Annotated in this window: 27 protein-coding genes; 22 read left to right on the top strand and 5 right to left on the bottom strand. The window is 43.5% G+C overall.

The genetic code is table 11. From position 1 onward, the window contains the following. Positions 1-38: 38 nt before the first annotated feature. The 17 genes from ABN702_RS19525 to ABN702_RS19445 all read left to right on the top strand — a co-directional run bounded on the left by ABN702_RS19525 (position 39) and on the right by ABN702_RS19445 (position 11,001). Positions 39-689: an adenylate kinase gene (locus ABN702_RS19525; RefSeq protein ID WP_417898349.1), complete on the top strand. Its 651-nt coding sequence runs from the start codon at positions 39-41 to the stop codon at positions 687-689. Continuing rightward, positions 689-1,435 carry a type I methionyl aminopeptidase gene (map, locus tag ABN702_RS19520; RefSeq protein ID WP_010191515.1) on the top strand — a complete coding sequence of 249 codons (747 nt, stop codon included), beginning with the start codon at positions 689-691 and terminating at the stop codon, positions 1,433-1,435. The genes ABN702_RS19525 and map overlap by 1 nt, the downstream gene beginning before the upstream one ends. 19 nt (positions 1,436-1,454) lie before the next feature. Beyond that, positions 1,455-1,769 carry a KOW motif-containing protein gene (locus ABN702_RS19515; protein ID WP_386645223.1) on the top strand — a complete coding sequence of 105 codons (315 nt, stop codon included), beginning with the start codon at positions 1,455-1,457 and terminating at the stop codon, positions 1,767-1,769. After that, positions 1,769-1,987 carry a translation initiation factor IF-1 gene (gene infA / locus ABN702_RS19510; protein WP_003348578.1) on the top strand — a complete coding sequence of 73 codons (219 nt, stop codon included), beginning with the start codon at positions 1,769-1,771 and terminating at the stop codon, positions 1,985-1,987. Before ABN702_RS19515 ends, infA begins: the two co-directional genes overlap by 1 nt. A gap of 41 nt (positions 1,988-2,028) precedes the next feature. Beyond that, positions 2,029-2,142 (top strand): 50S ribosomal protein L36, encoded by a 114-nt coding sequence (rpmJ, locus tag ABN702_RS19505; protein ID WP_003156543.1) that lies wholly within the window; start codon positions 2,029-2,031, stop codon positions 2,140-2,142. Positions 2,143-2,162: 20 nt separating this feature from the next. Beyond that, the gene (gene rpsM / locus ABN702_RS19500; protein WP_060666590.1) at positions 2,163-2,528 is read left to right on the top strand and encodes a 30S ribosomal protein S13; all 366 of its coding nucleotides are present in this window, start codon (positions 2,163-2,165) and stop codon (positions 2,526-2,528) included. A gap of 27 nt (positions 2,529-2,555) precedes the next feature. Further along, complete coding sequence (rpsK, locus tag ABN702_RS19495) at positions 2,556-2,945, top strand: 30S ribosomal protein S11 (RefSeq protein ID WP_078382536.1); 390 nt, start codon at positions 2,556-2,558, stop codon at positions 2,943-2,945. Between the two features lie 170 nt (positions 2,946-3,115). Further along, entirely contained in the window at positions 3,116-4,060 is a 945-nt protein-coding gene (locus ABN702_RS19490; RefSeq protein WP_148990109.1) for a DNA-directed RNA polymerase subunit alpha, read from the top strand. 75 nt (positions 4,061-4,135) lie between these two features. Then, on the top strand, positions 4,136-4,498 hold the full coding sequence (gene rplQ, locus ABN702_RS19485; protein WP_204420272.1) for a 50S ribosomal protein L17: 363 nt from the start codon (positions 4,136-4,138) through the stop codon (positions 4,496-4,498). Between the two features lie 258 nt (positions 4,499-4,756). Continuing rightward, the gene (locus ABN702_RS19480; protein ID WP_417898348.1) at positions 4,757-5,596 is read left to right on the top strand and encodes an energy-coupling factor ABC transporter ATP-binding protein; all 840 of its coding nucleotides are present in this window, start codon (positions 4,757-4,759) and stop codon (positions 5,594-5,596) included. Continuing rightward, a complete protein-coding gene (locus ABN702_RS19475) occupies positions 5,572-6,447 on the top strand; it encodes an energy-coupling factor ABC transporter ATP-binding protein (protein ID WP_417898347.1) in 876 nt (291 codons plus the stop codon). Before ABN702_RS19480 ends, ABN702_RS19475 begins: the two co-directional genes overlap by 25 nt. Then, on the top strand, positions 6,440-7,234 hold the full coding sequence (locus ABN702_RS19470) for an energy-coupling factor transporter transmembrane component T family protein (protein ID WP_417898346.1): 795 nt from the start codon (positions 6,440-6,442) through the stop codon (positions 7,232-7,234). The genes ABN702_RS19475 and ABN702_RS19470 overlap by 8 nt, the downstream gene beginning before the upstream one ends. Positions 7,235-7,249: 15 nt before the next feature. Next, positions 7,250-7,996: a tRNA pseudouridine(38-40) synthase TruA gene (truA, locus tag ABN702_RS19465; protein WP_417898345.1), complete on the top strand. Its 747-nt coding sequence runs from the start codon at positions 7,250-7,252 to the stop codon at positions 7,994-7,996. Positions 7,997-8,159: 163 nt separating this feature from the next. Continuing rightward, positions 8,160-8,597: a 50S ribosomal protein L13 gene (gene rplM, locus ABN702_RS19460; protein WP_386645156.1), complete on the top strand. Its 438-nt coding sequence runs from the start codon at positions 8,160-8,162 to the stop codon at positions 8,595-8,597. 20 nt (positions 8,598-8,617) lie between these two features. Continuing rightward, complete coding sequence (gene rpsI, locus ABN702_RS19455; protein WP_010191551.1) at positions 8,618-9,010, top strand: 30S ribosomal protein S9; 393 nt, start codon at positions 8,618-8,620, stop codon at positions 9,008-9,010. Between the two features lie 142 nt (positions 9,011-9,152). Beyond that, positions 9,153-10,418 carry an MFS transporter gene (locus ABN702_RS19450; RefSeq protein ID WP_417898344.1) on the top strand — a complete coding sequence of 422 codons (1,266 nt, stop codon included), beginning with the start codon at positions 9,153-9,155 and terminating at the stop codon, positions 10,416-10,418. Further along, on the top strand, positions 10,378-11,001 hold the full coding sequence (locus tag ABN702_RS19445; protein WP_417898343.1) for a TetR/AcrR family transcriptional regulator: 624 nt from the start codon (positions 10,378-10,380) through the stop codon (positions 10,999-11,001). Before ABN702_RS19450 ends, ABN702_RS19445 begins: the two co-directional genes overlap by 41 nt. 70 nt (positions 11,002-11,071) lie before the next feature. Here the strand turns inward: ABN702_RS19445 and cotJC are convergent, their stop codons facing one another. Genes cotJC through ABN702_RS19430 form a run of 3 tightly spaced genes read right to left on the bottom strand, consistent with a single transcriptional unit; the run spans position 11,072 to position 12,131 of the window. Beyond that, a complete protein-coding gene (gene cotJC, locus ABN702_RS19440; RefSeq protein ID WP_417898342.1) occupies positions 11,072-11,641 on the bottom strand; it encodes a spore coat protein CotJC in 570 nt (189 codons plus the stop codon). 17 nt (positions 11,642-11,658) lie between these two features. Further along, positions 11,659-11,919 carry a spore coat protein CotJB gene (locus ABN702_RS19435; protein WP_417898341.1) on the bottom strand — a complete coding sequence of 87 codons (261 nt, stop codon included), beginning with the start codon at positions 11,917-11,919 and terminating at the stop codon, positions 11,659-11,661. A gap of 5 nt (positions 11,920-11,924) precedes the next feature. Then, positions 11,925-12,131, bottom strand: coding sequence for a spore coat associated protein CotJA (locus ABN702_RS19430; RefSeq protein WP_417900978.1), 207 nt, complete (start codon positions 12,129-12,131; stop codon positions 11,925-11,927). A gap of 197 nt (positions 12,132-12,328) precedes the next feature. On the opposite strand from ABN702_RS19430, the gene ABN702_RS19425 reads away from it, so the two are divergent. The 3 genes from ABN702_RS19425 (at position 12,329) to ABN702_RS19415 (ending at position 14,742) form a co-directional block, all read left to right on the top strand. Further along, positions 12,329-12,772 (top strand): YbaK family protein, encoded by a 444-nt coding sequence (locus tag ABN702_RS19425; protein ID WP_417900977.1) that lies wholly within the window; start codon positions 12,329-12,331, stop codon positions 12,770-12,772. A gap of 62 nt (positions 12,773-12,834) precedes the next feature. Further along, positions 12,835-13,557: an N-acetylmuramoyl-L-alanine amidase CwlD gene (cwlD, locus tag ABN702_RS19420; RefSeq protein WP_417898340.1), complete on the top strand. Its 723-nt coding sequence runs from the start codon at positions 12,835-12,837 to the stop codon at positions 13,555-13,557. Positions 13,558-13,692: 135 nt separating this feature from the next. Continuing rightward, complete coding sequence (locus ABN702_RS19415; protein ID WP_417898339.1) at positions 13,693-14,742, top strand: P-loop NTPase; 1,050 nt, start codon at positions 13,693-13,695, stop codon at positions 14,740-14,742. Positions 14,743-14,782: 40 nt separating this feature from the next. Here the strand turns inward: ABN702_RS19415 and gerD are convergent, their stop codons facing one another. Beyond that, positions 14,783-15,412, bottom strand: coding sequence for a spore germination lipoprotein GerD (gene gerD, locus ABN702_RS19410; protein ID WP_417898338.1), 630 nt, complete (start codon positions 15,410-15,412; stop codon positions 14,783-14,785). 158 nt (positions 15,413-15,570) lie between these two features. On the opposite strand from gerD, the gene ABN702_RS19405 reads away from it, so the two are divergent. Further along, positions 15,571-16,185 carry a KinB-signaling pathway activation protein gene (locus ABN702_RS19405; RefSeq protein ID WP_417898337.1) on the top strand — a complete coding sequence of 205 codons (615 nt, stop codon included), beginning with the start codon at positions 15,571-15,573 and terminating at the stop codon, positions 16,183-16,185. A gap of 39 nt (positions 16,186-16,224) precedes the next feature. Here the strand turns inward: ABN702_RS19405 and pdaB are convergent, their stop codons facing one another. Then, positions 16,225-16,992 (bottom strand): polysaccharide deacetylase family sporulation protein PdaB, encoded by a 768-nt coding sequence (gene pdaB, locus ABN702_RS19400; RefSeq protein ID WP_417898336.1) that lies wholly within the window; start codon positions 16,990-16,992, stop codon positions 16,225-16,227. A 144-nt stretch (positions 16,993-17,136) separates the two neighbouring features. On the opposite strand from pdaB, the gene ABN702_RS19395 reads away from it, so the two are divergent. Next, positions 17,137-17,373, top strand: a complete 237-nt coding sequence (locus ABN702_RS19395; protein ID WP_417898335.1) for a hypothetical protein — start codon at positions 17,137-17,139, stop codon at positions 17,371-17,373. Positions 17,374-17,887: the final 514 nt, after the last annotated feature.

Genomic DNA, 17,887 nt, shown 5'->3' with positions numbered 1-17,887 from the left:
TCCCAATATACTTCACAAGAGACTGAGGGGGCATTAAGATGAATTTAGTTCTAATGGGACTTCCGGGTGCCGGTAAAGGTACTCAAGCAGAACGAATTGTCGAAAAGTACAATATCCCTCATATCTCAACCGGAGATATGTTTCGTGCTGCTATGAAGGAAGGAACTGAACTAGGCCTTAAAGCAAAGTCTTTTATGGATCAAGGTCAGCTTGTTCCTGATGAAGTGACGATCGGTATCGTTCGTGAAAGACTTGAAAAAGAAGATTGCCAAAACGGATTTCTGTTGGACGGTTTCCCAAGAACAGTTCCTCAGGCAGAAGCTCTAGAGCAAATGCTTGAAGATCTTGGCCGCAAAATTGATTATGTAATCAATGTGAACGTGGACCAAAGCATCTTGATGGAGCGTTTAACCGGAAGACGTATTTGTAAAGATTGTGGATCTACTTATCACCTTGTCTTCAACCCTCCAAGTGAGGAAGGGGTTTGTGATAAGTGCGGCGGTGAACTTTATCAGCGTGCTGATGACAACGAAGAAACAGTCGGGAACCGCTTGGAAGTGAATGTGAAACAATCGAAGCCTCTATTGGACTTCTATGAAGGCAAAGGCTATCTTCGAAACATCGATGGACAGCAGCCAATTGGCGAAGTGTTCACTGACATTGAAAAACTTCTTGGAGGTCTTGCGTAATGATCATCTGTAAAACTCCTCGTGAGCTTGAAATCATGAGAGAAGCTGGCAGAATCGTTGCACTCACCCATCAAGAATTGAAAAAACATATTGTACCTGGCGTAACGACGAAACAATTGGATGATATTGCTGAGAAATTCATACGCAAACATGATGCAATTCCTTCGTTCAAAGGGTATAATGGTTTTCGCGGAAGCATTTGTGCTTCTGTTAACGAAGAACTTGTTCATGGTATCCCCGGCGATCGAGTACTAAAAGACGGTGATATCATTAGCATAGATATTGGTGCGAAGTATAATGGTTACCACGGCGATTCCGCCTGGACGTATGCTGTCGGTAACATTTCCGATGAAACAAAGCGATTACTTGAAGTCACGGAGCAATCATTGTATGAAGGCATCAAGGAAGTAAAACCGGGCGCTCGTCTTTCTGACGTTTCTCATGCGATTCAAACGTATGCAGAAGCACATGATTTTTCAATCGTGAGAGAGTATGTAGGCCATGGAATTGGTCAAGACTTACATGAAGACCCTCAAATTCCACATTATGGACCTCCTAATAAAGGTCCACGGTTAAAACCTGGTATGGTCCTGGCAATTGAACCAATGGTCAATGCAGGAACTCGCTACGTAAAAACGTTAGCAGATGACTGGACTGTTGTTACTGTTGACGGTAAGATGTGTGCTCATTTTGAACATACGGTCGCTATTACAGAAACAGGCTACGAGATCTTAACAAAAGCCTAAGCCCAAGAGGTGATACTGCTTGACTGAGTCTGAAACGGCTTTGAAAGTAGGGCAGATTGTTTTGATTACTCAAGGCAGAGATGCCGGACAGTATGCCGTAATTATTAAAATTCTTGATGAGCGTTTTGTCGTCCTTGCGGATGGAGACAAGAGGAAGTACGACCGCCCTAAGAAGAAGAACATTCATCATCTTGAATTTTTTGATTACGTGTCTCCAGAAGTTCAGAACAGTATGATCGAAACAGGTCGTGTGACAAATGGGAAACTTAGGTTCGTGCTAACAAAGTTTGTCGAGGGGCTTGTTACTGATTTGAAGAAGGGAGAACTTAATTAATGGCGAAAGACGATGTGATTGAAGTAGAAGGTACGGTCGTTGAGACTTTACCAAATGCTATGTTTAAAGTAGAATTGGAAAACGGTCATACGGTATTGGCTCATGTATCTGGGAAAATTCGTATGCACTTTATTCGAATCCTGCCAGGAGATAAAGTAACGGTGGAGCTTTCTCCATACGATTTAACACGCGGTAGAATTACGTATCGTTTTAAATAAACCTATTTTAGCACTCCGTACTATCAGGGAGGTAATATAAGATGAAAGTGAGACCATCTGTGAAGCCGATCTGCGAAAAATGTAAAGTTATTCGTAGAAAAGGTAAAGTTATGGTTATTTGTGAAAACCCGAAACACAAACAAAAACAAGGATAACTTGAGGGAGGTGCGCATATATGGCACGTATTGCTGGTGTTGATGTTCCTCGCGACAAGCGCGTTGTAATTTCATTAACATACATTTTCGGTATTGGTCGTTCAACAGCTGAGAAAGTTCTAGCTGAAGCAGGTGTTTCTGAAGAAACTCGTGTACGCGACTTAACGGAAGAAGAATTAGGAAAAATTCGTGATATCGTAGATAAAATTAAAGTTGAGGGTGACCTTCGTCGTGAAGTATCTCTTAACATTAAACGTCTAATCGAGATTGGTTGCTACCGTGGTCTTCGCCACCGTCGTGGTTTACCAGTTCGTGGTCAAAACACTAAAAACAATGCTCGTACACGTAAAGGTCCTCGTCGTACTGTAGCGAACAAAAAGAAATAATTTTAAGTAAGTAAGGAGGTAAGAAATATGGCACGTAAAACTAATACACGTAAACGCCGTGTGAAAAAGAATATTGACACTGGTATCGCGCATATCCGTTCTACATTCAATAACACAATCGTTACGATTACTGACTCTCACGGAAACGCAATTGGATGGTCTAGTGCAGGTGCTCTTGGCTTCAGAGGTTCTCGTAAATCCACTCCATTCGCAGCGCAAATGGCAGCTGAAACTGCTGCAAAGTCTTGCATGGAGCACGGTTTAAAAACTTTGGAAGTTACAGTTAAAGGCCCTGGTGCTGGTCGTGAAGCAGCGATCCGTGCTTTACAAGCAGCTGGTCTTGAAGTAACTGCTATCAGAGACGTAACCCCAGTACCTCATAACGGTTGCCGCCCACCAAAACGTCGCCGTGTTTAATTTGTCTGTATAGAATTTGTATACATGTCAATAATGGCTGATGATACAGTTTGTGAATGATACAGATAATTAAATGTTGTTGTTGTGCACAATCGGGACATACCTATGGGGAATTTCGGTTAGACAACTTTGTCTTTCCGGGGTTTCGACGTTTTGAAGGAGGGTTATGAATGTTAGAAATCGAAAAACCAAAAATCGAAACGGTTGAAATCAGCGATGACGCCAACTATGGTAAATTCGTCGTCGAGCCACTTGAGCGTGGATATGGAACAACTTTGGGTAACTCCTTACGTCGTATTCTTTTATCCTCACTTCCTGGTGCCGCTGTAACATCTATCCAAATAGATGGTGTACTGCATGAGTTCTCAACAATTGAAGGCGTCGTTGAAGATGTTACAACAGTTATTTTGAACGTTAAGAAGCTAGCATTAAAAATCTATTCAGATGATGAGAAGACGTTAGAGATTGACGTGCAAGGCGAAGGAGCTGTAACAGCTGCTGACATTACTCATGACAGCGATGTTGAGATTCTTAACCCTGACCTTCATATCGCAACGTTAGCAAAGGACGCGCATCTGCGTATTCGTTTCACCGCTAAGCGTGGACGCGGATATGTACCAGCGGACGGAAACAAGCGTGAAGATCAACCAATCGGAGTAATTCCAATTGATTCTATCTTTACACCAGTTTCACGCGTTTCTTATTATGTTGAAAATACACGTGTAGGCCAAGTGTCTAACTATGACAAGCTTACATTGGATGTATGGACAGATGGTAGTAACGGTCCACAAGAAGCAGTAGCACTTGGGGCAAAGATTTTAACTGAGCACTTAAATATATTTGTAGGCCTGACAGATGAAGCGCAAAACGCGGAAATCATGGTTGAAAAAGAAGAAGATCAGAAGGAAAAAGTCTTGGAGATGACTATCGAAGAGCTTGATTTATCTGTTCGTTCTTACAACTGCTTGAAGCGTGCTGGCATCAACACTGTTCAGGAACTTGCGAATAAAACAGAAGAAGATATGATGAAAGTTCGTAACTTAGGCCGAAAGTCTCTAGAAGAAGTCAAGCACAAACTAGAAGAGTTAGGTTTAGGCTTGCGTAAAGATGACTAGTTTTTATTCGTAAAACTAGGCATCTTTATGTGTTTGGACGTTTCATTACTTTCTACAGAAGGAGGGAACATCAACATGGGATACAGAAAATTAGGTCGTACAAGCGCACAGCGTAAAGCGATGCTACGTGACTTAACAACTGACTTAATCATCAGTGAGCGCATTGAAACTACAGAAGCACGTGCGAAAGAATTACGTTCTGTTGTAGAGAAAATGATCACTCTTGGAAAGCGCGGAGATTTGCATGCTCGCCGTCAAGCAGCTTCTTACGTTCGTCATGAAGTGGCAAACGAGGAAACTGGTGCAGACGCAGTACAAAAATTATTCGCTGACATCGCTCCACGTTACGGAGAGCGCCAAGGTGGATACACTCGTATTATGAAACTTGGACCTCGTCGCGGAGACGGTGCGCCAATGGTAATCATCGAGTTAGTATAATCTATTGTGATAGTGGTTTAAAAAGGAGGACAAAAAGAGCAGCGATCAACCTCAACGCTATTTTTACCGGACTTTTTAAACTTCCTATTTTCAGTCATAAATAAGGGCGGGCAGTTGTAATGACTGATCATGCCCTTTATTTTTTTGCAAAAATATCAGTCTCGGCTCACTTCCCTATACGCGGCTTAGGGAAGTGACTGAAACGTTATGATTTTTACGAGTTAGTGGAGACAAGGTGAGAAGAGAGGAGAAAGATTCATGACTGACACGATTCTGAAAGTGAAGAATTTGTTCTTCCGTTATCCAAATCAGGAAGAGGATACGCTGAAGGATATTAATATTGAGGTCAAGCAGGGTGAATGGACTGCTATTGTAGGCCATAATGGTTCAGGAAAATCCACACTTGCACGTATTCTGAATGGATTGCAGATGCCATCAAAAGGTTCTGTGATCATCGATGGTATGGAACTATCCGAAGAAAAGCTCTGGGATATTCGCCGTCAGGTAGGCATGGTCTTTCAAAATCCGGATAATCAATTTGTTGGATCCACGGTAGAGGATGATGTAGCTTTTGGTTTAGAAAATATTGGGGTCCCACGCGTTGAGATGATTGAGCGAGTAGAAGAAGGCATTAAAAGAGTTGGGATGAAATCTTTTTTAACCCAAGAACCACATCAACTCTCAGGCGGACAAAAGCAGCGTGTAGCCATTGCGGGTGTCATAGCGCTCCGTCCGGCAATCATCATATTGGATGAAGCGACGAGTATGCTCGATCCAATCGGTCGAAAAGAAGTCATTCAAACGATAGAAGAACTGAGAAAAGAAATGGGAGTGACAGTACTATCCATCACGCACGATTTGGAGGAGGCTTCACGAGCCGACCGTATCATCGTACTGAATGGAGGGAAAGTTTTTGCGGAAGGAACACCAAGCGAAATTTTCCTGCTGGGGGAGCAGCTTGTTCAAATAGGATTGGACCTGCCTTTTGCCATCAGTTTAGCCAATAAACTTAAAAGTTTAGGTGTTACCCTTGAGTCAAACCCGACAACTAGTGAAAGGCTGATGGATGAGCTATGCAAATTAACATACAAGATCTAGAGCATCGCTATCAGGCGAAAACTCCTTTTGAACGAGTGGCCCTATATGATGTCGATATGGAAATTGCAGACGGCTCCTACAGTGCTGTCATTGGGCATACTGGATCCGGGAAATCAACACTCCTTCAGCATCTTAATGGTCTGCTTCGTCCTTACAAAGGAACGATTCAAATAGGGGATTTCACCCTGAAAGCTTCTGAAAAAGAAAAGAATATCAAGGCACTGCGCAAAAAGGTCGGGATCGTGTTTCAATTTCCGGAGCATCAACTTTTTGAGGAGACGGTGGAACGGGACATCTGTTTTGGTCCAATCAATTTTGGAGTTTCAGAGGAAGAGGCGAAAAAAAGGGCAAGAGCTGCACTGCAGTTGGTAGGGCTTCCTGAAAAGTATCTGGAGGTATCGCCATTTGACTTAAGTGGCGGTCAGATGCGAAGAGTGGCCATCGCCGGTGTGCTTGCCATGGAGCCGGAGGTGCTTGTCCTCGATGAGCCTACTGCAGGATTAGATCCAAGAGGTCGAAAAGAGATTATGGAACTATTCTATTCCCTTCATAAGGAAAAGAACCTGACAACCATACTGGTCACACATAGCATGGAGGATGCGGCCATGTATGCCGATTCGATCTATGTGATGAACAATGGGACTGTCGGTCTGAAAGGCACACCTCGAGAGATTTTTTCCAATCCGGAAAAAATCCATGAGGTTGGCTTGGATGTTCCGGAGACGGTGCTGTTTATGAAAGAGCTCGAGGATCGTCTTGGCAGGAAGCTTGGCGGCATCTGCCTGACCATTGATGAAGCAGCAGAGGCAATCGCCTCTAAGCTCTCGAAAGGGGTGGGGCAGCATGAATAACCTGATCATCGGGCGTTATGTGCCTGGGACCTCGATTGTTCATCGAATGGATCCGAGGGCGAAACTGCTACTTGTCTTCATCTTTGTCCTGATCGTTTTCCTTGCCAATAATGTGTGGGGTTATGCCCTTTTGGGAGCCTTCACCTTATCCGTTGTCCTTATGACAAGGATACCTATTCCATTCATCTTGAAAGGCTTGAAGCCGATTCTATGGATAATCATTTTCACCATGATCTTTCATGTTTTCCTGACTAAGGAAGGGACACTCCTTTACAAATTAGGTATTATTGAAATCTATGAAGAGGGGATCAGGCAGGCTATTTTTATCTCCCTGCGTTTCTTGTTCCTGATAACCATCACGACCATACTGACTTTGACTACGACGCCGATTGAAGTGACGGACGGAATGGAGACGCTTTTTGGCCCTTTCAAGAAGCTCGGTGTACCGGTACATGAGCTGGCTCTGATGATGTCCATTTCCCTACGGTTCATTCCGACCTTGATGCAGGAGACGGATAAAATCATGAAGGCGCAAAGTGCCCGTGGAGTGGACTTTACCACAGGGCCTTTAAAGGAGCGTGTGAAGGCGCTCGTTCCATTGCTTGTCCCACTCTTCATCAGTGCCTTCAAGCGCGCTGAGGAGCTCGCTACAGCCATGGAGGCGCGCGGGTACAGAGGTGGCGAAGGGCGTACAAAATTCCGTATCCTCGAATGGAGCACAAAGGATACGCTGCTTATGGCGCTTCTTGGTGCCCTCACGTTTATTCTGGTTCTGATACGAACATAATGGAGTCTAGATGCGATGAATAGAATGAAATGCATAATATCCTATGACGGGTCCCGATTTGAAGGGTACCAGATTCAAAAAGAGAAGCGTACGGTGCAATACGAGCTCCAAAAGGCCTTGACACTCATTCATAAAGGATGCGACATCAAGGTTTCCGCCTCTGGCAGGACAGATGCGGGGGTACATGCCATGGGGCAGGTGCTGCACTTTGATACTACCCTGTCCATACCAGAGGCAGCCTGGCAGAAGGCGATGAACGCCCATCTGCCAAAAGATATCTGGGTAAGGCATGTTGAGGCAGTGCCACCTACTTTTCATGCACGCTTTGATGTCGTGAAGAAGGAGTATCGTTATAAGGTGAGGTTAAGCAAGCATTTTGATGTGTTCCTTCGGGATCAGGTCTTCCATTATCCGTATCCCATCAACACAGAGGCCATGCGTGAGGCAGCCAGGCATTTTTTGGGGGAACATGACTTCACCAGCTTCTGTTCGGCGAAAACCGAGGTGGAGGATAAAGTTCGAACCATCTATGAACTTGAGATTTTGGAAGATGGGGAAGAGCTTGTTTTCCGTATTGAAGGTAACGGCTTTCTGTACAATATGGTCCGGATCATCGTAGGCACATTATTGGAAGTGGGACAAGAAAAAAAGCAGCCACAGGAAATTTTAGCTATTCTTCAATCCAAGGATAGAAAGGCTGCAGGAAAAACCGCACCAGCCCACGGTTTATACTTATGGGACGTCGTTTATGATGACAACTAATCCTGGTGTAACATTTTCTTGACAATTTCCCAAAAAAGATATAAGATATCACATGGTATGTATTTTAGCCCCACGATCAAGCCCCGGAAGAGTTTCATCGTGATAACTTAAAATATATGATACGACAAATAAAAAGCTTTAAATTTTTAGGAGGGAAAAATCAATGCGTACAACGTTTATGGCGAAAGCTAGCGAAATCAATCGTAAATGGTACGTGGTAGACGCTGAAGGTCAAACTTTAGGTCGTCTAGCAAGTGAAGTTGCATCCATTTTACGTGGTAAACATAAACCAACTTACACTCCAAACGTAGACACTGGAGATCATGTAATCATCATCAATGCTGAGAAAATTCACTTAACTGGTAACAAGTTAAACGGGAAGATCTACTACCGTCACACTATGCACCCAGGTGGATTAAAGCAAAGAACTGCTTTGGAAATGCGTACTAACTATCCTACAAAGATGTTAGAACTTGCAATCAAAGGCATGCTTCCAAAAGGAAGTCTTGGACGTCAACAAGCAAAAAAATTAAACGTATATGCTGGTAGCGAACATCCACACCAAGCACAACAACCTGAAGTTTACGAACTTCGCGGTTAATTAATAAGGAGGGTATAACTTTGGCACAAGTACAATACTACGGCACAGGTCGTCGTAAAAGCTCCGTTGCACGTGTACGTCTAGTTCCTGGTAACGGACAAATCGTGATCAACGATCGTGATATCGAAAACTACATCCCATTCGAAGCTCTACGTAACGTTGTTAAACAACCATTAGCAGTTACTGAAACAGAAGGTAACTATGATGTATTGGTAAACGTTGACGGTGGAGGATACACTGGTCAAGCTGGTGCGATCCGTCATGGAATCGCTCGTGCATTATTGCAAGCTGATCCTGAGTTCCGTGCTACTTTAAAGCGTGCAGGGTTCCTAACTCGTGACGCGCGTATGAAAGAGCGTAAAAAATACGGACTTAAAGGCGCTCGTCGTGCACCTCAGTTCTCAAAACGTTAATCTTCGGATATACAGAAACTCCCAGCCTTTTGGCTGGGAGTTTTTTTGTATTTTTTTTTGAAAAACAGTAGTAAAACGACACTTGTGTCAGTATAATGAAATTAATTAGACACTTGTGTCGTTATTATGGGAGGGATGGGATATGGAGAAGGGGTTAGGTAAAAATAGAGGGTTTCTGACGTTAATGCTTGCCCAGCTGATTTCGAGTCTTGGTGATTGGCTTAGTATTGTAGCAATTATTACGCTTGTAGGATTGAAGTGGGAAGCGACGCCGATGGAAGTTTCCTTTATCATTCTTTGCTTGGCGATTCCGATGGCTGTTCTAGGGCCGTTTACCGGGACGATTGCGGACCGCTTGAACCGCAGGACGCTAATGGTGGTATCAGATGTAGGGAGAGGGGTTTTGATCCTGATTCTCTCTTTTGCAAGCTCGATATGGACGGTTTATGTGTGCTTGTTTGTCATTGGAATGCTGTCGGCCGTGTTTGTACCTGCTAAGAATGGGAAACTCAAGGAGCTTGTACAGGAGGCAAGCATGAAAAGCGCCATGTCCTTTTCATCGATGATTGATGCGAGCACTAAGGTATTAGGACCACTGTTGAGCGGTTTATTGGTAACGGCGTTTGGGACGGCGCCGGTTTTCTATATAGATGCTGCTACGTTCTTTGTTTCGGCACTCCTGTTATTGGCCTTGCCAAAGACTGTTGCTATATTAAAAGACCATGATACTAAAGAAAAAAGGGAAGCTACCTTTAAAGAGGAATTTTTAGAAGGATTGGCGTTTATCAAAAGCAGTCGCTATTTGCTGGTAGGTATGCTGGTACTAGGAATCAGCCTTTTAATCTTACAGCTGTCGGATTCACAGATAATTGTACTGATAAGAGAGCTCACGCAGGCTTCTCCAGATCTTTTTGGTTTTATTGTTACTGCATCAGGTGTGGGTATGCTCGTTTCTGGAGGCCTGCTGGCGAAAAAGACGGATTATCATGCCTTAAGCTTGATGTTACTGGGGGTTTGCGGCTTAGGAATTAGCTTTTCGATGCTGTCGGCATTTACAGGCGCTGATCTGGCCATGTCCACAGTATGGGGCCCGGCATTAGGGTTGACGGCAGGATTTGCTGCAGGCTTGGTTTTTATTCCTTTCCAAGCATCTGTCCAAACCAGTACGCCTGTACACATGACAGGAAGAGTATTTGGAGTGATAAACAGTGTGACCACGACTGCGACCATTATTGGCCCGTTGTTGGGAGGGTGGCTCTCTACAATTATAGGGGTCATTCCGACATTTCTCATTACTGCAACCCTCTTGATTGTCATCTCGGCGGTTGGTTATATTTTTAGAAACAAGATAGAGCGGGGGAATGTGCGTGAGTCCAAAAGTAAGCAAGCAACACATGGAGCAACGTAGAGCTTTGATACTGGAAAATGCAAAGGAAGTTTTTATGGAGCATGGATACGAGCAGACAACCATGAAGCATATAATGGATGCTGCGAATGTAAGCAGGGGAGGCTTGTATCAATACTTTTCCAATAAGGAAGATGTATATGAAACGTTACTGGAAGAAAGGTTAGCACAATCAACAATGGAAGCAGAGCTTTTGTTTGAGGAAGAAATTCATTCCCATTGGGAGCTGCTCATGACTGCCATTTTTGGAAGCGAACAGCAGCCGAACGATAAAATGGATCCCATGGCTCCTTCTAACCTGGAGTTTTTCATAACCGGAAGAAATAATCAACGCAGAAGAGAATATGGCACGGTGCGGTATTATGCTGGGCTGAAAATCTATACGGATATTATTGAACAGGGGCAACAGAGCGGGGAATTCAGTTTGAAATATCAATGTGAGGTTCTTGCCCGAACCATTGTGTCCTTTATTGATGGTTTAGCCTTGGAGCATGCGATATTGCCGAAGGAAGACTTGAAAATTAAAGAACAGGCCACTCTGTTTGTGGAATATTTAAAAATGGCATTAGGCGTCAAGCAATACTAAATAAATGGCAATAAAAAAATGGTGGGACCGAATGGTCCACCATTTTTTTGCGCCATGTAATTAGCCTGTGTTAAAACACTTTCTTCCGGTCTCGCTCTTCTTTTAAAATCTCCACAGCTTCTCGGAAACGTTGGGAATGGATGACTTCCCTTTCCCTCAGGAAACGAAGGGAGTCGTTCAGATCAGGATCGTCCGACATATTGATAATCCATTGATACGTAGCTCTCGCTTTCTCTTCTGCCGCAATATCCTCATAGAGATCCGCAATCGGATCCCCTTTTGCCTGGATATATGTAGCGGTAAAAGGTGCCCCAGCTGCATTGTGGTAAAAAAGGGCGCTATCATGATTCACGTAATGATCGGCAATACCAGCAGCCTTTAACTGTTCAGGGGTAGAATCTTTTGTCAGCTTGTAGATCATCGTAGCAATCATTTCAAGATGGGCAAACTCCTCTGTACCAATGTCCGTCAATAGCCCAACAACCTTATCCGGAATCGTATAACGTTGATTAAGATAACGGAGGGCAGCGGCTAGCTCCCCGTCTGCACCACCGTATTGTTCAATAAGATATTTCGCCAAAGTGGGATTACAGGTGCTCACTTTGACGGGGTATTGCAGCTTCTTTTCATAAACCCACATAGGTTATCCTCCTTTCATTAAACCTGCCAAGGCCAAGGTCCCTTTCCCCAGTCCCAACGATCGTTGGAATTAACGGTAAATTGTTGCAGCGGACCGAATTTTGCTGAAAAATTCTTCTTGATTTGATTACTGTAAGTGGCATATTGGTTGAATTGATTTAATGCCTTTTCGTCATCGGGGTGGGTATCCAGATATAAGGTCAATTCCATCAGGACAAAGTCGACGGCCTGAATTTCCTCGAGAAGCTGATAATACTCAGGAGGGAGAGAGTTTGTCACTTGGTTTACCTCCTTTTCTTTTCATATGGATTTTCATAATAATCATAAAGAGCTGGCCAGAGCGTCCCTTTCTTCAATGCATCAAGTGGATGGAACTGCTGGAGGTTTGGTGTTTGAAATCCTAGGTACAGATTGGGTGGTGTACTATAATATTTCTTCCCGATTGGAGGACAAGGGTCAAAAGGGCTATGATAAGGGATGTAAGATTTCATTTTTGTAAAGGTTTTTTGATCATCATTCATGCTGTTCAGACACCTCACTCTCTATCCTTCTCCTAGCATCTATATTCTGGAAGCAGCAAATAAATTCATGCTTCATGAAATTCATACTTGGAAAAACGTACTCAATCTTTCCACGCATGAAAGCTCATCACCATTAGGAAACTAAATGGTGAAAGGGTGTGAAAATGTTGACTGTACTAACAACCTTTAAAGAAAAGCGCAGAGAAAAGCAGATGAAATATGAGCGCAAAATGCTTCGCGAAATTTCTTTGGATATTTTGAGAACTAAAGTGAAGGATTTTTTCAATCCCTACTTAAAACATAAACGACAACCAATTACCGCGATAGAAGAAGGCTGCCTGGATGTAGCAATCGAGGCCTATCTTCTGGGTGCTTCCTATAGCAAGTTCGGTTACCATGGCGAAAACGTGGAAAAGGTGAAGACACGCTGCCATGTAGAGGAGAAATACCTGATAGACACGTTATATGATTACTTCCTGTATTGGGGGGCGATTGGTGAAAATGATCTTGTCCATGAATCCTTTTATATGACCTGTGAAGCTTTTATCGACTATTGGTGGAGGGAAGGCTTTCATAAGGGGGAAAAAAGGTACCGGATGAGGCTGCACTAATTATCATAATCCTCCGTCTTGTCCCATATAGTGAAACATGAGGACATGCGGGAGGGATACATATGCGAAGGTGGAAGTTCTGGGCACTGCTGACTACAGGCCTTATTCTACTGTTTTCAATACAGTTTCAATTCTTTAGCGAGGATACTTGGGAACAATGGAATCTCCCGCTAAGCGGTAAAATCATCATACTTGATCCAGGTCACGGCGGTCCGGATGGTGGTGCCGTCGGAGGGGAGATCTTGGAAAAGGATGTGGCGCTGCAGGTATCCCTGTATTTGAAGGATTATCTGCAGGAGCAGGGGGCACTCGTACTGATGACACGCGAGGAGGATGTCGACCTGGCCGATCCGAAAACAAAAGGCTACAGCAGGCGGAAAGTGGAAGACCTAAGGAAACGGGTGGAGATGGTAAATGAATCGGATGGAGATCTGTTTATCAGCATCCACTTAAATGCGATTCCCTCCCCAAGGTGGAAAGGGGCTCAGACCTTCTACCAGCGATCAGATTCGAAAGAAAACGAGCGTGTGGCGAAATTCATTCAGGATGAACTCCGTACTAATCTCGGAAATACGGACCGCTACGCAAAATCCATCAACGGCATCTATATTTTAAAGAAGGCGGAAATTCCAGGAGCCCTGGTGGAAGTCGGCTTTTTGTCCAATCCTTCGGAGCGGGCGCTGCTCAGTTCGGACGACTATCAGAAAAAGTTGGCGGCTTCCATCTATAACGGAATTATGCGGCATTATACTTCGGAAGAAGAGCTTGAAGATCCTCCAGGATAAAAGGGGATCTTTTTATGTCCCCATCTGGCTTCCTTTCATGCTTTAATCCGTTCAACGTGATGGGAGATATGTTATACTGGGATTGTAAACGAATTCATCTTTATAAAGACAATAACGTGCAGGGGTGGGGTCAACATGTTAACAGAAGCAAAAGTGGTACAACTACTGAAGGATCTACAGGATCCAATTTTACATAAAACGTTCGAAGAGACAAATGCAATCGAAGAGATTTCCATTAAGGAAGAGAAAAACCATGTCAGTGTAAAAATTGCACTTGCTAAAACGGGAACGGCAGAACAGATGCAGCTGCAAGGGGCTATCGTTAACCTCCTGAAAGAAGCAGGAGCGGCAACAGTGGGACTGCGCTTCACGGAATTGCCTAGAGAAGTGATTGACCGCTACGGTGCAACAGCGGCAGCAGGAAAAGAAGAAAACTTGCTGTCAAACAACAAGACAACCTTCCTGGCGATTGCGAGTGGAAAAGGGGGAGTGGGTAAATCCACAGTATCCGTTAACCTGGCAGTATCCTTGGCACGCCTTGGTAAAAAAGTCGGTTTGATTGATGCCGATATCTACGGCTTCAGCGTTCCGGATATGATGGGAATCACGAAACGACCGGTTGTTCGAGGCGAGAAAATCATCCCTGTTGAGCGTTTTGGCGTACAGGTCATCTCCATGGGGTTTTTCGTGGAAGACAATTCTCCTGTCATCTGGAGAGGTCCGATGCTTGGGAAAATGCTGAACAGCTTCTTCAATGAAGTGGAGTGGGGAGACCTGGATTACCTTCTGCTCGACCTGCCACCTGGAACGGGCGATGTGGCATTGGATGTTCACTCCATGCTTCCATCCTGTAAAGAGCTTATCGTTACCACGCCGCATCCAACCGCAGCGTTTGTAGCGGCGCGTGCAGGGGCGATGGCCATTAAGACAAACCATGAAGTAATCGGTGTTATCGAAAACATGGCCTATTTTGAAAGCAAAAAGACAGGCGAAAAAGAATATGTATTCGGTCAAGGTGGAGGGAAAAAGCTATCGGAAGAGCTTCAGGCACCACTGCTCGGTCAATTGCCTCTTCAACAGCCTGATTGGGACGAAGAGGACTTTGCGCCGTCCATTTATCAGAATGACCATAAACTTGGAAAAATCTATCTGGATATTGCATCAAAAGTGGTAGAACTAACATAAATAAAAAGGCAGACCTAGGTTGAATAGGTCTGCCTTTTCTTTATTGTCCGCCACCGCCTGATTCTTCGCCGCTTTCACTGCCGGCTCCTTGCCCAGAGTCGCCTCCACCACCCTGCTCTTTTTGTCCGCCTTGCATTTCAGAGGCGCCTTTAAGAAGGAGATCCTGTAGCTTGGCTTTAAAAAGTGGACTTTCAAACGTTTCGGTTATCACTTTTTGCAAGTGTGTCTTAAACTCCTTGCCAGTTAAAACCTTTGTCAATTGCTTTTCCATTTCAGGGTCCTGCAATACCTGAATCATCAATCCTTGGTATTCAGGATCTTTCATCAGGTCTTTTATCAGTTTTTCGTGCTCCTTTTGCATACTTTTTGCAAAAGTCTCTGCAAATTTCGGATCCTCAAAAGCCTTTTTCCAGAACTCTGCCCCTTTTTCACTATCAAGGGTTTGTTGAATGGCACTGGTTACAACTTCCTGGTCCAAAACAAAATTCTGTTTCATTTTGTCATCTGTCATAATCTCTTCGATCGCTTTTTTGCCATCGTCTGTCTTTAATATATCCACAACCATTTTCTTGGTTTGTTCATAATCCATTTGGCCGGCTCCCTCTTCACCCTGCGCACAACCGGAAAGCAGGAAACATAAGAGTAAAAACGGCAAAAGGTAGCTTTTCATATGAAAACTCCTCTCAGCAGGTTTTGCATATGCTTAATATGTGACAAAGTTAATGAAATATACAAATTTGCAAGAGGGGTATGATGGATTTTTATTGGTTAGATTGGTACAATCATCTATAGCGTCTTTAAACTGTTATATATGGAGGAAAAGAAAAAGTGAACAGTCGTAATTGGGTTCGATTATTTCTTTCCACGTTACTAATCGGAGCAGTAAGTACCGTTATTGTTGCCTTTATAGTTCGTTGGGATCAACATACAGCTGAATTTGCAAATGGAGAATATCTTCAAGTATTATCGGTTATCTTCTGGTACATAGGAATAGGGCTTATTTTCAGTATCATCAGCCAAATGGGTTTCTTCGCCTACTTGACCGTTCACCGGTTCGGGCTTGGTATCTTCAAATCTTTATGGAATGCCGTTCAAGTGGTGCTGATCGCCTTTGTATTATTCGATCTTGTCTACTTCCGATATATCGCTTTTGCAAATGAAGGCGACTCGGTTTTACCATACTTAGCATTCCCAATCTTCCTGCTCATCTACGGACTGCTGGTTGCGTACGTAAAAAAAGCGCAGACAAACCATCATGCTTTTATCCCTGCATTGTTTTTCATGGTAGTGGTAACAACTGTCGAGTGGTTTCCAGTACTGCGTGAAAATGAGCCAAGCTGGCTATTGCTCATGCTTTTCCCGCTGCTTGCATGCAACTCCTACCAGATGCTGGTTCTGCACAAGCTGAATCAGACGAAAGGGAAAGCGGCAACAGCCAAATAATGAATGAAAGGGCGTCCTCGCTTGAGGGCGCCCTTTGTATTATTGTATTTCTTTGCTACTGGCTTTTGTGTTATTGATCAGGTCGGTTACAGAGCTGATTTCATACCCTTTTGTCTTTATCTGCTGAATGATCTCAGGCAAGGCCTCCTCCGTTTGTTTTGCAGAGTCAGAGGCGTGCAGGAGGATGATATCCCCGTTGCTTAAATTCTTCGTCACATTATCAATGATGATATCTTTGCCGGGGTTGATTAGATCATGGGAATCGACACTCCAATGCACAATCGTAAATCCAAGCGAATTGGCGATTTTCAAAATCCTCTTATCAAAAGAACCTTTTGGCGGTCGCAGCAGATTCACTTCCTTCACTCCCAGCTTCTCAAATACATCGAGTGCCTTCAACATATCCCGTTTCACTTTCAAATCATCCAGATCACGGTAGTTTTCATATGCATATCCCATACTGCCGATCTCGTGTCCATCGTCCGTGATCCGCTTCACTACTTCGGGGTGCCGTTCCGCCCAGGAGGCAGACAGAAAGAACGTCACTCCCGTAGCATTATTCTTTTTCAACGTATCAAGTATGGGCAGTGCTTTTTCGTCTCCCCAGCTAATATCGAAGGATAACGCAATTTCCTTCACTTTCCCTTCACCTTTATAGAATGCTACTGGCTGTCCATCCTTCGTTGAGAAAACCGGTAAGTTAGTAAAGTTCTCTATATATAAAATCCCTGCCGTAAAGAAAGAAGCCAAAATGATGATGGATAATTGCTTGAACTTTCTTCCGTTAATCACATAGAAAAAATTCATACGTCTCCCCCTTGTCCACGGTATCTAATTAATAATTATTCAATGGGACAAAACTTATGATAAAAAAATATTTGGGAAAATGTTTCATAAAAACTGGTTTGGTGGAAAAAAATACAATATAAAGTTTTTTTCCGAGGTGAAGAAATGTTAGGGATGCTTTTCAATAATAAGGAAGTAAAAGAAATGGAATACCTACTGAAGCGTGAAATGGAAGAACTACTTCATGATTTTGAAGATAACCGCATAGATCGGGTAGTCAAACATGCCATGGAGGAACGCTATCAAATCCTCTTCAACATGTTCAAAAGAGTGGCCCACCCAACAGAATGTATGCAATACATTCGTTCTAAAGCGGTATTCGGGGAACGAGAAACACTATAAGAGAGTGGAGGCTCCTTCATTGCATTGTGATATGCTGCGGGAGTCTCTTTTTTGCGCTGTCCGTGTAAAAATAGCAAATCGAGTCGGTATTTCGAACCGTGCTGTAGGGATGCATCTTGTTTATCAACGGAAATTTCTATATATCCACGATTCTGGCTACCATATCAACGGAAAAAGAATTTTATCGATGAAAATTTCAATATATCCACGAAAAGAGAGGGGATATCGATAAAGCGCATATTTCAACAAAATCTTTGCTTCCTTAGGGACTGCCGCGAACTTCAATTAGCTTATTTGTTACTATGCGTTTGTACACAGCAAAATAGACTTAAAATCTTTTTGAAAAAATGTTTCTAAAGTAGTTGACGTTCCTTTAAAAAGCGTGGTATATTATTATTCGTCGCTGCGAGAGACAAAACGATCGCACGATAAAAAAACAAAAAACATGTTGACTTCAACAAGCTGATATGTTACATTAATAAAGTCGCTTCTGAGCGATAAACTGATTGAAATG

The sequence above is a fragment of the Bacillus haimaensis genome (assembly GCF_048270625.1).
Taxonomy (GTDB): Bacteria; Bacillota; Bacilli; order Bacillales; family Bacillaceae_I; genus Sutcliffiella_A; species Sutcliffiella_A haimaensis.
Note: the sequence above shows the minus strand (reverse complement) of the source record. Positions and strands in the feature narration are given on the sequence as shown.

Excerpts from the sequence above, each read along its gene's own strand:
- ABN702_RS19430 (WP_417900978.1), bottom strand. The coding sequence starts at position 12,131 with ATGAAATCTTACATCCCTTATCATAGCCCTTTTGACCCTTGTCCTCCA.
- gerD (WP_417898338.1), bottom strand. The coding sequence starts at position 15,412 with ATGAAAAGCTACCTTTTGCCGTTTTTACTCTTATGTTTCCTGCTTTCC.
- ABN702_RS19525 (WP_417898349.1), top strand. The coding sequence starts at position 39 with ATGAATTTAGTTCTAATGGGACTTCCGGGTGCCGGTAAAGGTACTCAA.
- ABN702_RS19450 (WP_417898344.1), top strand. The coding sequence starts at position 9,153 with ATGGAGAAGGGGTTAGGTAAAAATAGAGGGTTTCTGACGTTAATGCTT.
- rpsM (WP_060666590.1), top strand. The coding sequence starts at position 2,163 with ATGGCACGTATTGCTGGTGTTGATGTTCCTCGCGACAAGCGCGTTGTA.
- cotJC (WP_417898342.1), bottom strand. The coding sequence starts at position 11,641 with ATGTGGGTTTATGAAAAGAAGCTGCAATACCCCGTCAAAGTGAGCACC.
- truA (WP_417898345.1), top strand. The coding sequence starts at position 7,250 with ATGAATAGAATGAAATGCATAATATCCTATGACGGGTCCCGATTTGAA.
- pdaB (WP_417898336.1), bottom strand. The coding sequence starts at position 16,992 with ATGAATTTTTTCTATGTGATTAACGGAAGAAAGTTCAAGCAATTATCC.
- ABN702_RS19395 (WP_417898335.1), top strand. The coding sequence starts at position 17,137 with ATGTTAGGGATGCTTTTCAATAATAAGGAAGTAAAAGAAATGGAATAC.
- ABN702_RS19480 (WP_417898348.1), top strand. The coding sequence starts at position 4,757 with ATGACTGACACGATTCTGAAAGTGAAGAATTTGTTCTTCCGTTATCCA.
- rplQ (WP_204420272.1), top strand. The coding sequence starts at position 4,136 with ATGGGATACAGAAAATTAGGTCGTACAAGCGCACAGCGTAAAGCGATG.
- cwlD (WP_417898340.1), top strand. The coding sequence starts at position 12,835 with ATGCGAAGGTGGAAGTTCTGGGCACTGCTGACTACAGGCCTTATTCTA.
- ABN702_RS19475 (WP_417898347.1), top strand. The coding sequence starts at position 5,572 with ATGCAAATTAACATACAAGATCTAGAGCATCGCTATCAGGCGAAAACT.
- ABN702_RS19490 (WP_148990109.1), top strand. The coding sequence starts at position 3,116 with ATGTTAGAAATCGAAAAACCAAAAATCGAAACGGTTGAAATCAGCGAT.
- infA (WP_003348578.1), top strand. The coding sequence starts at position 1,769 with ATGGCGAAAGACGATGTGATTGAAGTAGAAGGTACGGTCGTTGAGACT.
- map (WP_010191515.1), top strand. The coding sequence starts at position 689 with ATGATCATCTGTAAAACTCCTCGTGAGCTTGAAATCATGAGAGAAGCT.
- rpsK (WP_078382536.1), top strand. The coding sequence starts at position 2,556 with ATGGCACGTAAAACTAATACACGTAAACGCCGTGTGAAAAAGAATATT.
- ABN702_RS19415 (WP_417898339.1), top strand. The coding sequence starts at position 13,693 with ATGTTAACAGAAGCAAAAGTGGTACAACTACTGAAGGATCTACAGGAT.
- rpmJ (WP_003156543.1), top strand. The coding sequence starts at position 2,029 with ATGAAAGTGAGACCATCTGTGAAGCCGATCTGCGAAAAATGTAAAGTT.
- ABN702_RS19470 (WP_417898346.1), top strand. The coding sequence starts at position 6,440 with ATGAATAACCTGATCATCGGGCGTTATGTGCCTGGGACCTCGATTGTT.
- rplM (WP_386645156.1), top strand. The coding sequence starts at position 8,160 with ATGCGTACAACGTTTATGGCGAAAGCTAGCGAAATCAATCGTAAATGG.